General features: G+C 49.8%; 13 protein-coding genes. 5 read left to right on the top strand and 8 right to left on the bottom strand.

Going from position 1 to position 11423, the window contains the following annotated elements:
• Positions 1-32: 32 nt before the first annotated feature.
• Positions 33-380, bottom strand: coding sequence for an ArsC family reductase (locus tag E8E00_RS09705; RefSeq protein WP_069587405.1), 348 nt, complete (start codon positions 378-380; stop codon positions 33-35).
• Between the two features lie 233 nt (positions 381-613).
• Here E8E00_RS09705 and E8E00_RS09700 point away from each other — a divergent pair, with 233 nt between their 5' ends.
• Positions 614-892, top strand: coding sequence for a helix-turn-helix domain-containing protein (locus tag E8E00_RS09700; protein WP_025740011.1), 279 nt, complete (start codon positions 614-616; stop codon positions 890-892).
• On the opposite strand, the gene E8E00_RS09695 is transcribed toward E8E00_RS09700, so the two are convergent.
• Positions 889-1260 (bottom strand): DUF1499 domain-containing protein, encoded by a 372-nt coding sequence (locus E8E00_RS09695; protein WP_158011252.1) that lies wholly within the window; start codon positions 1258-1260, stop codon positions 889-891. The genes E8E00_RS09700 and E8E00_RS09695 overlap by 4 nt on opposite strands.
• Positions 1261-1331: 71 nt before the next feature.
• Complete coding sequence (locus E8E00_RS09690) at positions 1332-1679, bottom strand: DUF2956 domain-containing protein (protein WP_069587480.1); 348 nt, start codon at positions 1677-1679, stop codon at positions 1332-1334.
• 120 nt (positions 1680-1799) lie between these two features.
• Here E8E00_RS09690 and E8E00_RS09685 point away from each other — a divergent pair, with 120 nt between their 5' ends.
• On the top strand, positions 1800-2303 hold the full coding sequence (locus E8E00_RS09685; protein WP_096631171.1) for a DUF2919 domain-containing protein: 504 nt from the start codon (positions 1800-1802) through the stop codon (positions 2301-2303).
• The gene (locus E8E00_RS09680) at positions 2300-3223 is read left to right on the top strand and encodes a Dyp-type peroxidase (protein WP_096631173.1); all 924 of its coding nucleotides are present in this window, start codon (positions 2300-2302) and stop codon (positions 3221-3223) included. Before E8E00_RS09685 ends, E8E00_RS09680 begins: the two co-directional genes overlap by 4 nt.
• Before the next feature lie 58 nt (positions 3224-3281).
• Here the strand turns inward: E8E00_RS09680 and crr are convergent, their stop codons facing one another.
• The 5 genes from crr to cysZ form a co-directional block, all read right to left on the bottom strand.
• Positions 3282-3791, bottom strand: a complete 510-nt coding sequence (gene crr, locus E8E00_RS09675; protein WP_069587401.1) for a PTS glucose transporter subunit IIA — start codon at positions 3789-3791, stop codon at positions 3282-3284.
• A 39-nt stretch (positions 3792-3830) separates the two neighbouring features.
• Positions 3831-5558, bottom strand: coding sequence for a phosphoenolpyruvate-protein phosphotransferase PtsI (gene ptsI / locus E8E00_RS09670; RefSeq protein WP_069587400.1), 1728 nt, complete (start codon positions 5556-5558; stop codon positions 3831-3833).
• A 50-nt stretch (positions 5559-5608) separates the two neighbouring features.
• A complete protein-coding gene (locus E8E00_RS09665; RefSeq protein ID WP_069587399.1) occupies positions 5609-5866 on the bottom strand; it encodes an HPr family phosphocarrier protein in 258 nt (85 codons plus the stop codon).
• 318 nt (positions 5867-6184) lie between these two features.
• Positions 6185-7153: a cysteine synthase A gene (gene cysK / locus E8E00_RS09660; protein WP_096631176.1), complete on the bottom strand. Its 969-nt coding sequence runs from the start codon at positions 7151-7153 to the stop codon at positions 6185-6187.
• Between the two features lie 191 nt (positions 7154-7344).
• On the bottom strand, positions 7345-8103 hold the full coding sequence (gene cysZ / locus E8E00_RS09655; protein ID WP_096631178.1) for a sulfate transporter CysZ: 759 nt from the start codon (positions 8101-8103) through the stop codon (positions 7345-7347).
• Between the two features lie 262 nt (positions 8104-8365).
• Here cysZ and zipA point away from each other — a divergent pair, with 262 nt between their 5' ends.
• Positions 8366-9274 carry a cell division protein ZipA gene (zipA, locus tag E8E00_RS09650; protein WP_096631181.1) on the top strand — a complete coding sequence of 303 codons (909 nt, stop codon included), beginning with the start codon at positions 8366-8368 and terminating at the stop codon, positions 9272-9274.
• A 115-nt stretch (positions 9275-9389) separates the two neighbouring features.
• Positions 9390-11399, top strand: a complete 2010-nt coding sequence (ligA, locus tag E8E00_RS09645) for an NAD-dependent DNA ligase LigA (RefSeq protein ID WP_096631184.1) — start codon at positions 9390-9392, stop codon at positions 11397-11399.
• Positions 11400-11423 lie beyond the last annotated feature (24 nt).

The following is an 11423-nucleotide window of genomic DNA, read 5'->3' as shown; positions in this document are numbered from 1 at the left end:
TTCCTTACAACGAGAATGAACGGAATATCACATTACGCAAAAATGTCAGCGTATTGGTTCTCTTTAAAGCCGAGATAGTAGCTACCCTTGTGTACGAGTAGGGGGCGTTTAATGATCGCAGGGTTATCGAGCATGATGGCTATCGCACTGGCTTCATCGAGGCTGGCTTTTTGCTCATCGCTCAGTTGGCGGTAGGTCGTACCGCGTTTATTCACCAACGCTTCCCAGCCGAGCTCAGCAACGAAGGTGCGCAGCAGCGACGCGTCTAAGCCATCCTTGCGATAATCGTGATACTGATAGTCGATGCCTTGGTTATCTAACCATTTCAGCGCTTTTTTTAGGGTGTCGCAGTTTTTAATGCCAAATACAGTTGTCATGATTTTTTAGGTCGTGTTTTTGCGTGATTAAAGAGTGACACTGGTTGAGAGTGAACGCAATACCTAGCGCGGGATCGATGTGCTGATGAATAGCAAGGTAGAGATCTCGCGCAGACTGTGAATTCTCCCGCTAAATACGCCTGCAGCACGTCGATTTGATGGCGTTTTGATCGAACGCAAAACCTCCTATTACCCGACATGAATAATGGGATTAATCAGAACTTTCGGAGGTTCGTATGGAACTAAATCCTGTGTTTGCACGGCGCTTGTATCTCGCCGCGCTTGTTGAAGAAATGGAACGCCCTAATGTACCGCGCTTAATTGAAGCGACGGGCTGGCCACGTCGCACCATTCAAGATGTCTTAAAGTCGCTATCGGGTTTGGGAATCGATATGACCTTTATCCAAGATGGCAAGCGCCATAATGATGGGTACTACCAGCTAAAAGACTGGGGCCCCTTCCGCCGCGACTGGGTTGAAGATAAGAAGCGCGATATTCGTTCTTATATCAACTAAGGCGACGGTGTAATGAGTTTGGTATCGCGTAACGCCTGACGAATTGCGTCAGCGCGTCGTCGATTGGCACCAAAATCATAGTAGCCAACACGAGATGCGGAGCGCAGCGCCAGTTCTGTGCCGTGCACTGATATTTCGACGTCGTCGACAAAGCGCAGCACTGGGGTCGTGAAGGTAAAGTGGGCATAGTTATCTTGTTGAGAGATAAGCTTCGCGCCCGATAGACTGGCAATGGTGTTGACGATATCGTCAAACCGGACAGACTCACTGGTCAGGGTGAAAGGTGATAATGCAAACTTGGGTCGAGTATCCTTGCTTGATACGCAGTTAGGGCTGTCTCCACAGGCGGTAACCGGCGGCTGTTTCATGATCTTGTCTCCTGTCGAGCACCCTGTAAGCGTCAATGCCACGAGTAACCCCAATGTCCGTGTTCTTATCATTATCCCACCCATAGGTAACCAATAAAGCCAATCCAACTGATCACCAATAATAGCCAAGGTAGACGGCTATCGCTGCGATCGCGCGCAGATGTTGTCGGTTGTGGCGGTGCGCTAGCAGTGACAGTGTCGGTATGCTCACTCGCTTGTTTTTGTTTTTTCTTCCGAGCTTTGTCGTGTGCGCGCGCTTTGGCTTTTTGCTCTTTCTTATATTGCGCAATACCTTTCTCGATGCCTTGGGCAATCAGTTTGGTTTGGGCTTTGGTTTGCCCGGGCTTTTGTGTCGCTTTGGCCACACGCATGGCTTCTTGCTGTGTTTCAGGCGAGACAGCGGCTGCTTGTTTACCCATGTTCGCTCCGTACTGCGGATGATAAATCAGGTGAATAGAGTAACAAATTCTCATCGGGATCTTGCAGTTTTTCGGCGTGGGCGTCATGTTGGTCAATAGCGCAATGATATTGGCATACACATGGACACACTTCATCATTATGACGAGAAGGGCTTTTTAAAAGCGCCCGTAACTTATCTGGTCTGTCTTATTTTATTAAGCCGTGCATGGTGGCTGCTGGCGATGGCAGGGGTTAGTCGACAGCAAGGCAGTGAATTGTTGGCACTATTTTATCCAGACAAATCTGCTTTGTACGCCAGTTTGGCGGTGGGCGTGTTGCCTCTCATACTTCTGTTGTTGGTTGGCAATTGTCACCGCGCACCTTGGTGGGCTCAGCGCCTTTGGCATTGGGGCTATGCCTTAATTTGGCCGGTCTGGTGCTGGGAAGGGGCGCAGGTGCTTAGGACGTTAATGGCCACTGACGGGCAGTTTCATTGGTTGATTGCATGCCACGGATTATGGGTGGTGTGGGGGAGCTTGTATTGGTTAAGAAGCCGACGGGTGAAACGTTTTTTTTACCAATTTATCCGCGGCTTACATTTAAGCGCCACAGACAACAATAAGTACAAAGGAGAAGTAACATGACACAGGCACAGTCCGCGATTGTCCCTGATGGTGGCCCCTATGCATTGTATGTGATGCTTAAGGTCACTGACGATGCCGCCTTGGTGCTACAGCAATGTCAGCGGTTGGCTGAGATTGCTAAGCAAACGCAAGAGGTCTTCGGTGATGCTCAGATGGGCGTGGCGGTTGGATTTAGCCCGGCTTTTTGTCGTGCCCACGGGTTAGCTTATCCGGAGGGCGTGACAGACTTTCATCCCCGAGAGAGTCGCAAACATCGGGCGCCTCACACTGACTGTGATGTTTTTATTCATCTTCATGGTTTGCGGCACGATTTGAATTTCTATGTTTTTCAACAATGGTTAACGCCCATTAAGAAAGTCGTGGATGTGGTGGATGAAACAGCAGGGTTCCGCTATCTCGATGCGCGTGATATGACAGGCTTTATCGATGGCACGGAAAATCCGCAAGGCCTTGCGCGTGAAGCGGTTGCAGTGATCCCAGACGGACCGTTTGCTGGGGGTAGTGTGGCTTTGGTCCAACGCTATGTCCATGATCTACCAGCTTGGGAGCGGTTACAGCAAGCGGCACAAGAAAAGGTGATTGGACGCACCAAGCCTGACTCCATCGAACTTGAGGACATGCCGGATACATCCCACGTTGGGCGGGTGGACATCAAAGAAAACGGGGTCGGCCTGAAAATTCTTCGTCAGAGCCTGCCATACGGCAGTGTCAGTGGCGAGCATGGGCTATTGTTTCTCGCCTATTGCCAACAGCAACATCCGTTGGATGTGATGTTAGATAGCATGTTTGGTGAACGCGATGGCAAAACCGACATGATGTTAAGCTTTACCCAAGCGGTGACCGGCGCCATTATGTTTATGCCTTCACAGACCACGTTAGCGCAATATGTGGAGCGTCTTAGCCAACCCGGTGTTGCATAACGGGCAATAAAAAACGCAGCCCGGAGGCTGCGTTTTCTTATCGTCGACCAAATTTGAATTACTTGGTCACGCGCAGTACAGGTGTTTCACCCACAGTGACGGCACCAGAAAGCTTAGTCAGCTCTTTGATCTCGTCCATGTTAGAGATAACAACCGGTGTTAGCGTTGATTTAGCTTTTTCTTCCAGCATGCCCAAGTCAAACTCGATCACGGTGTCGCCCGCTTTCACTGTTTGGCCTTCTTCTGCAATACGCTTAAAGCCTTCGCCTTTCAGCTCAACGGTATCAATACCGAAGTGAACGAAAAGCTCAACGCCATCTTCAGACTCGATAGAGAAAGCGTGGTTGGTTTCGAAAATCTTACCGATAGTACCGTTTACAGGTGCTACCATTTTGTCGCCTGAAGGCTTGATTGCAATGCCATCACCGACGATTTTCTCAGCAAACACAACATCAGGCACGTCTTCAATGTTGACGATCTCACCCGATAATGGGGCGATAATTTCAATAGCACTTGCGTCGTTGCTGTCTTCTGACACCAACTTCTTCAGTTTGTCGAACAGACCCATAGTGTTGCTCCTAAGCAGTAATTCTTTGCTGATTGTATATTAGCAGACGGTTTTTTCCGCAATAAATTTTTCGACATAGGCTTCGATTTCTGCCGCAGTTGGCAGATTGAGGGCTGTGTCGGCCATCGCCTTCACATCAGCAAAGTTGGCATTACGGATAATCTTCTTGATGCGAGGGATAGAGATGGCACTCATACTGAACTCATCCAGGCCCATACCCATCAATAGTAACGTTGCTTTCTCATCCCCTGCAAGTTCTCCGCACATTCCGGTCCATTTACCTTCGGCATGTGAGGCATCAATCACTTGCTTGATAACCGTCAATACTGCAGGTGACAGCGGATTGTACAGGTGAGAAATCAGTTCGTTGCCACGATCGACAGCCAGGGTGTACTGGGTCAAATCGTTAGTTCCGATGCTGAAGAAGTCGACTTCTTTAGCAAGGTGATGAGCAATGGCGGCGGCCGCTGGTGTTTCTACCATCACACCAATTTCTAGTGACTCATCAAAGGCGAGGCCTTCTTCACGCAGCTCAGCTTTGTAGGTCTCTAGCGCGGTTTTCAGCTCACGGATTTCTTCAACAGAGATGATCATTGGGAACATCACGCGGACTTTACCGTGTGCAGATGCACGCAAAATAGCACGGAGTTGGTCACGCAGAATTTCACGACGATCCAAGCTGATACGCACTGCACGCCAACCCAAGAATGGGTTCATTTCGTCAGGCAGATCCATGTACGGCAGATCTTTATCGCCACCAATGTCCATGGTACGGATGATCACTGGATGACCATCAACCGCCTCAGCGACCGCTTTGTACGCTTGATACTGTTCTTCTTCGGTAGGCAGTGAATCACGGTCCATAAATAGGAACTCGGTGCGGTAAAGACCGACACCTTCACCACCGTTACGGTTGACACCGTCACAGTCTTTGACAGTACCTACGTTACCGCAGACTTCAACTTGATGACCGTCCAGCGTAATTGCAGGCAAATCTTTCAATTTCGCCAGCTCAGCTTTTTCTGCTTGGTACTGATCGCGAATGGCTTTAAATTTCGCCAACTCGTCTTCAGATGGGTTCACAACAATCTTGTTGTTTACGGCATCCAGTACCAGCATGTCGCCATTTTTAATTTTCGCAGTCGCATCGTTAGTACCCACCACGGCTGGAAGTTCAAGTGAGCGTGCCATAATCGAGGTGTGAGACGTACGTCCGCCAATGTCTGTGATAAAGCCCAGCACATGGTTCAGGTCGATTTGCGCCGTTTCAGAAGGCGTTAAATCGTTGGCGACCAAGATCACTTGCTCGTTAATTGCACTGAGAGACACCATGTTGATGCCTAGCGCGTTTTTCACAAAGCGTGAGCCAATGTCACGAATGTCTGCGGCGCGCTCTTTCAGATAATCGTCGTCGAGTGACTCAAGCGTCACCGCTTGTTCTTCAATCACGCTGTAGATGGCGTGGTCGGCGGTTGCTAGGTTTGACTTGATGAAGCTGACAATTTCTTCTTCCAGCTCTTCATCTTCTAGCAGCATGATGTGACCTTCGAAGATGGCTTCTTTCTCTTCGCCGAAGGTTTCCCTTGCTTTGTCTTTGATCGCTTCAAGTTGCGTCTTAGACTTTTCGCGAGCATCCAATACGCGCTGAATTTCTTGATCGACTTGAGACGCGGCAATCTTGTTTTTATTGATTACAACGTCTTCTTCTTGCAGCAGCAGTGCTTTACCGAAAGCAATACCAGGTGATGCCAGGATGCCTGAAATCATAGCTTTACCTTACGTTTACCAAACTTAAAACCGATAGAAAAAGAGCCGGATTACTCCAGCTCGCCCATCAGTTTTACTAGGTGATCAACCGCTTCTTGTGCTTGCGCTCCTTCAGCAGAGATAGTCACCATGGTGCCTTTGGTCAAGCCAAGGGTTTGAAGTTTGAACAGGCTTTTTGCGCTCGCGCTTTTACCGTTAGACTCAACAGTGATGTCAGCATCATAGGCTTTCGCATCTTTCACGAACTGCGCTGCTGGACGAGTGTGTAGGCCGTTTTCTGCAGTAATTTCAACTTGCTTCTTATACATGATTCACCCCGTATCTCTATTTTTTTAAATCTATGTATTAAATCTAAGATTAGCTTAACCGCTGACGGGCATTTTCGCTATCCGTTGGCGTTAACCTAACCAAGAAATTGACCGTATAGCTTAATCCATGTCAATTTCCTGTCATCTTTTTGCCGTTTTTGACCTTCCGCTCATCAGGTGATGTCGCTTTTATTTTGATGCGGAAAATAAAAAGGCAGACGTTTTTTACTAAAGCTTAATATAAAAATCAAACAAAAAAGGCCCGATGTGGGCCTTTTGTCAGGGGGAGGTAAATGTGCTTTACGCACTAACCTGCTGTTACTGTTCGTTTTCTAGCTCGGTAAACATGCCTGCGAACAGCGGTGAGCTGAGATAACGTTCTGCAGCACTTGGCAAAATTGTGACGATCTTCTTGTTTGCAAACTCAGGAAGCTCAGCAATTTTGTTGGCAGCGACCACAGCCGCACCTGATGAAATACCAGCCAAAATGCCTTCTTCTTCCATCAGACGACGTGCCATGTCGATGGCTTCATCTGAGGTGACGGAAACCACTTTGTCGATCAGGCTGACATCCAAGTTTTTAGGAACAAAGCCCGCGCCAATGCCTTGAATTTTGTGAGGGGCAGGTTGCACATCTTCACCGGCCAAAGTTTGTGCAATCACAGGCGACTCTGCAGGCTCAACGGCGACGGTCGTGATCGCCTTACCTTGGGTGTTTTTGATGTAGCGGCTAACACCGGTCAGTGTTCCGCCAGTACCGACACCCGCAACAAACACGTCAATCTCACCATCTGTATCGTCCCACAGCTCAGGTCCCGTGGTCTTTTCATGAATTTCAGGGTTAGCAGGGTTATCGAACTGTTGCAGCATTAGGTATTTGCCGGGCTCTGCGGCCATGATTTCTTCTGCTTTTGCGATCGCCCCTTTCATGCCTTTCGGCGCTTCGGTCAGCACCAGCTTCGCGCCCAGCGCTTTAAGCAGCTTACGACGCTCTAAGCTCATCGACTCAGGCATCGTTAGGGTGAGTTTATAACCACGTGCGGCGGCAACATAAGCGAGTGCAATCCCCGTGTTACCACTGGTCGGTTCAATCAGCTCAATACTGGGTTTCAAGGTGCCTTTTTTCTCGGCGTCCCAAATCATGTTGGCGCCGATTCGGCACTTGACGCTGAAGCTCGGGTTACGCGCTTCGATTTTGGCGAGCACGTTTGGCTTAGCTACGCGATTGAGGCGAACCAGCGGGGTATTACCGATAGTTTGTGTGTTGTCTTCGTAAATCTTACCCATTGTATCGTTCCTTCATGACACCGATTAGTTTGGCTATAAGCATATCTCTGATGCCTGTTTTGAAAAGGATCAGTTGGTTATATCTTATTGTGACATCGACCAATATATGATTGGCAAATAGAAGAAAAGCCCACTGAAATTGTGAGCTTTTCTCTCTGAGCGTAGAGGCTTTTGGGTAAGGTCACAACCAGCTAGTAGCGCCCGAGTCGTGACTTATAAGTGTCGACCCACAATGCAGTGGCGCCACATACGGCAGCAGGCATAACTAACAGGTTCAGGACTGGCGTCATGGTAAACAGCATCACCACAGCCCCAAAGCTGAGCGATGTGCCTCTGCGTTGTTTCAGGCTGTCGCGCATGGTGGGGAAGGCCACCTTGTGGTTATCAAATGGATAGTCACAGTATTGAATGGCCATCATCCAAGCACTAAATAAAAACCACAACACAGGACCGAGTGTTTGGCCTAAGGCGGGGATCCATAATAGCAGCAGCAATCCCAGCGCCTTGGGAATGTAGTACATCAGTTTTTGCCATTCGCGTTTCATTACCCGTGGCAGATCTTTAACCACATCGAGCATGCCGTCATTAGGCGAGGGGGCGCCGGTCAGCTTGGCCTCTAAATGCTCCGCCAATAAACCGTTGAATGGTGCTGCAATCCAGTTAGCTAAAGTACTAAAGAAGTAGGAAAACACTACTAAGATAGCAATCACGACCAACGGCCAAAGCACAAAGGACAGCCAAGATAGCCATTCTGGGAGGGTCGCAAGCCAAGTATCAATCCAATCGCCAAATTGAGACAACAAATAAGCAAATGCGCCGCCCATCAATAACACATTGACGATAATCGGGATCACGACAAAACGCCGTAATCCCGGCGTCAGCATTAGTGAAAAACCTTGTAACAAATAGCCAGCCCCGCTTCGAAGCTGAGGATGAACACGGTGGGTCATGACATCTCCTTTTTGATTTGTGGTTATACTACTGGCCCAACCGAGGTGCTGACAACGGTCAAATGCGTGGAAACTTTACGCATTTCTGTCGCTGTATTCGTTAAATTCTCCCCAACTTTTGATACAGTTAACTAAGTTGACCGATTACGCATTGCGTTAGTCAATGTGGCCCGCTTATGATCGACAAAGCGTTTGCGTATCTGCGCACGCTATGCCATAAGCTAATCAATACGCTGAACAAACACAGATTTGAGAATCGACGATGCAGGAATTGCGCCTTGTACTGATTGTTTTGGGAGCATTAGCAATTGCAGCTTTGCTGTTGCATGGCCTCTGGACCAATAAGAAAGAAAAGAGCACCAAGTTTGGTGAAAAGCCGCTGGGAAAATTGGATGACAGCAAAGACGGCCAAGGGTTTGATCAAGACGGGATAGGCGCAGTCCGAGTCGTCAAAAGCGCCTCTGGCGACAATCCGAAACCCAGCCGCAAAGAGCCAGCGGTTAGTTTTGGTGATAAGCCCGATGTCGACCCTTTGTTTGCCGACGAATCGGCGAAGACAGACCCCGTCGAGCCTGCTTTTCCATCCATGTCGGCAGCTGACGATGCCCCTGAGCCTGCTGCTAGCGAGCAATCCGCCGCGCCCTTTACCGCCCATCAAGCAGAATACGGTGAGGATACTGCGCCGGTCAGTGATGACACGCCGCAACCAGATACTGCCGAGCATGACGCAGAGCAAAATGATGCCGCTGAGTCGGAAGATGAAACTGAAGTGCTTGTTTTGCATGTTCATGCCAATAACAATGCCATTTTCAACGGTCTTGAGTTAACCAACAGCCTTGAACAGCATGGCTTGCGCTTTGGTGATATGGGGATTTATCACCGTCATTCCGATCCGTCAGGCACGGGCAAGGTGCTGTTTAGTGTCGCGAACATGGTAAAACCAGGGACCTTTGATATCGGTCATATTGATGGCTTTGAAACGCCTGGAATTAGCTTCTTCATGACCTTGCCTTGTTATGGTGAGCCGGAACAAAACTTCAAACTGATGCTACAAACCGCGCAGCAGATTGCCGATGAGCTCGGCGGGCTGGTGCTTGACGATGCGCGCGCCATGATGACGCCGTCTCGCCTTGACGAATACCGAGATCGGGTTAAAGCCTTCTCCGCATAGGTCGAAGTTGGCCGGTGATTGTTCATCGGCCGACCACCTGCTCGAGCACATCTCCATCTTCGCCGTTAATACGTATATACTTGCCTGTCACTCAATCAGTCACAACAGATCAATCATGGCTTACAGCAAAGAACAACTGGATGCGTTGAAGCATCAGCTTAACTACCATGCCTATCGCTACTATGTCGAAGACAGCCCTGAGCTGCCGGACGCGGAGTACGATCGTTTAATGCAAACGTTGCTGGCCATTGAAGCAGAGCACCCTGAATGGGTGACGGCTGATTCGCCGAGTCAGCGTGTGGGTGGCGCACCGCTTAGCGCGTTTGAGACGGTCACCCACGAGTTGGCGATGTTATCTTTGGGCAATGCCTTCAGTGATGACGATCTGGCTGACTTTGAACGCCGTGTTAAAGACAGACTCGGTGATGGTGAGTCGGTCACCTATACCTGTGAGCCAAAACTTGATGGCTTGGCGGTTAGCTTGATTTACGAAAATGGTGTCTTGGTGCAAGCTGCTACCCGAGGCGATGGCACCACAGGTGAAAACATCACCCACAATGTGAAAACGATTCGTAACGTCCCGTTGACGTTGCAGGCGGGAGATTGGCCGACGCGCCTTGAGGTGCGCGGTGAAGTCTTTATGCCTAAAGCGGGCTTTGAGGCACTGAATGAAGCGGCCCTCAAGAGAGGGGATAAAACCTTTGCCAACCCGCGCAATGCTGCCGCTGGTAGTCTGCGTCAACTGGACCCCAAAGTCGCCGCCAGTCGTCCGCTTAGTTTTTACGCCTATGCCGTTGGCATTATGTCGACACCGTTTGGCGAAGGGCAGTTCCAACGCCTGCAAAAGCTTAAACAGTGGGGGCTAGCGCTTAGCCCTGAAGTCAAACAGGTGACGGATTTAGCTGGTGTCAAACGCTACTACCAAGACATCTTAGCCCGACGTGATGCATTGCCCTATGAAATTGACGGGGTGGTGATAAAAGTCGACAGCATTGAAAGCCAGCAAACCTTAGGCTTTGTTGCGCGCGCTCCCCGCTGGGCGATTGCTTATAAATTCCCGGCTCAAGAAGAAATTACCACTCTCAACGATGTTGAGTTCCAAGTGGGACGGACGGGAGCCATCACACCGGTCGCAAAACTGGCACCTGTTTTTGTCGGGGGCGTGACGGTCAGCAATGCGACCTTACACAATGGCGATGAAATTGAGCGTTTAGGGGTTCATATCGGGGATACCGTAGTGATCCGTCGCGCAGGGGATGTGATCCCACAAGTGGTCGGTGTGGTAGAAAGCCGCCGTCCTGAACATGCGCAGCCGATTGTTTTTCCAACAGCCTGTCCTGTCTGTGATTCTGCGGTCACTCGTGTTGAGGGTGAGGCCGTGGCGCGTTGTACTGGCGGGTTAATTTGCCTTGCGCAACGTAAAGAAGCCATCAAGCATTTCTCCTCGCGTAAGGCGATGGATATTGATGGCCTCGGTGATAAAATCGTTGAGCAGCTGATTGAAAAAGAGCTGATCCATACTCCCGCAGATCTGTTTCGCCTCACGGCGGGCCGTGTCACCTCCTTGGATAGGATGGGGCCAAAATCAGCACAAAATCTGATTGATGCGCTAGAAAAAGCCAAAGCGACCACCTTGCCTCGATTTATTTATGCGTTGGGGATCCGTGAGGTTGGCGAAGCCACGGCACAAAATCTGGCCACACATTTTAAAACCCTCGACGCGCTGCGCGCCGCGGATGAAGAAGCCTTGATTGCTGTCCCTGATGTTGGGACGATTGTGGCGGGCCATATTGTTCGCTTCTTTGCCGAGCCCCACAACCAAGATGTGTTGGATGCACTGTTGGAAACTGGGATCCACTGGCCGGAAGTGGCCCAACAAACGGATGCGCAAGCACAGCCTTTGGCGGGAAAAACCATCGTGTTGACTGGTACCTTGTCGCAAATGTCGCGCACGGATGCAAAAGCCGCGCTGCAAGCGTTAGGGGCTAAAGTGACCGGAAGCGTATCGGCGAAAACAGATATCTTGATTGCCGGTGAAGCCGCTGGCTCGAAACTGACCAAAGCGCAAGATTTAGGTGTGACCGTGTTAGATGAAGACGGCATGCTGGCATTGATTAACCAATAAATACCGCGAGGCTTCGGGGGAATC

This window comes from Salinivibrio sp. YCSC6 (genome assembly GCF_004916735.1).
GTDB lineage: Bacteria > Pseudomonadota > Gammaproteobacteria > Enterobacterales > Vibrionaceae > Salinivibrio > Salinivibrio proteolyticus.
Note: the sequence above shows the minus strand (reverse complement) of the source record. Positions and strands in the feature narration are given on the sequence as shown.

What these genes read in the sequence shown, in the direction of transcription:
- E8E00_RS09700 (WP_025740011.1), top strand. Translation starts at nt 614, where the DNA reads ATGGAACTAAATCCTGTGTTTGCACGGCGCTTGTATCTCGCCGCGCTT.
- E8E00_RS09695 (WP_158011252.1), bottom strand. Translation starts at nt 1,260, where the DNA reads ATGAAACAGCCGCCGGTTACCGCCTGTGGAGACAGCCCTAACTGCGTA.
- E8E00_RS09690 (WP_069587480.1), bottom strand. Translation starts at nt 1,679, where the DNA reads ATGGGTAAACAAGCAGCCGCTGTCTCGCCTGAAACACAGCAAGAAGCC.
- E8E00_RS09685 (WP_096631171.1), top strand. Translation starts at nt 1,800, where the DNA reads ATGGACACACTTCATCATTATGACGAGAAGGGCTTTTTAAAAGCGCCC.
- E8E00_RS09680 (WP_096631173.1), top strand. Translation starts at nt 2,300, where the DNA reads ATGACACAGGCACAGTCCGCGATTGTCCCTGATGGTGGCCCCTATGCA.
- crr (WP_069587401.1), bottom strand. Translation starts at nt 3,791, where the DNA reads ATGGGTCTGTTCGACAAACTGAAGAAGTTGGTGTCAGAAGACAGCAAC.
- ptsI (WP_069587400.1), bottom strand. Translation starts at nt 5,558, where the DNA reads ATGATTTCAGGCATCCTGGCATCACCTGGTATTGCTTTCGGTAAAGCA.
- E8E00_RS09665 (WP_069587399.1), bottom strand. Translation starts at nt 5,866, where the DNA reads ATGTATAAGAAGCAAGTTGAAATTACTGCAGAAAACGGCCTACACACT.
- cysK (WP_096631176.1), bottom strand. Translation starts at nt 7,153, where the DNA reads ATGGGTAAGATTTACGAAGACAACACACAAACTATCGGTAATACCCCG.
- cysZ (WP_096631178.1), bottom strand. Translation starts at nt 8,103, where the DNA reads ATGACCCACCGTGTTCATCCTCAGCTTCGAAGCGGGGCTGGCTATTTG.
- zipA (WP_096631181.1), top strand. Translation starts at nt 8,366, where the DNA reads ATGCAGGAATTGCGCCTTGTACTGATTGTTTTGGGAGCATTAGCAATT.
- ligA (WP_096631184.1), top strand. Translation starts at nt 9,390, where the DNA reads ATGGCTTACAGCAAAGAACAACTGGATGCGTTGAAGCATCAGCTTAAC.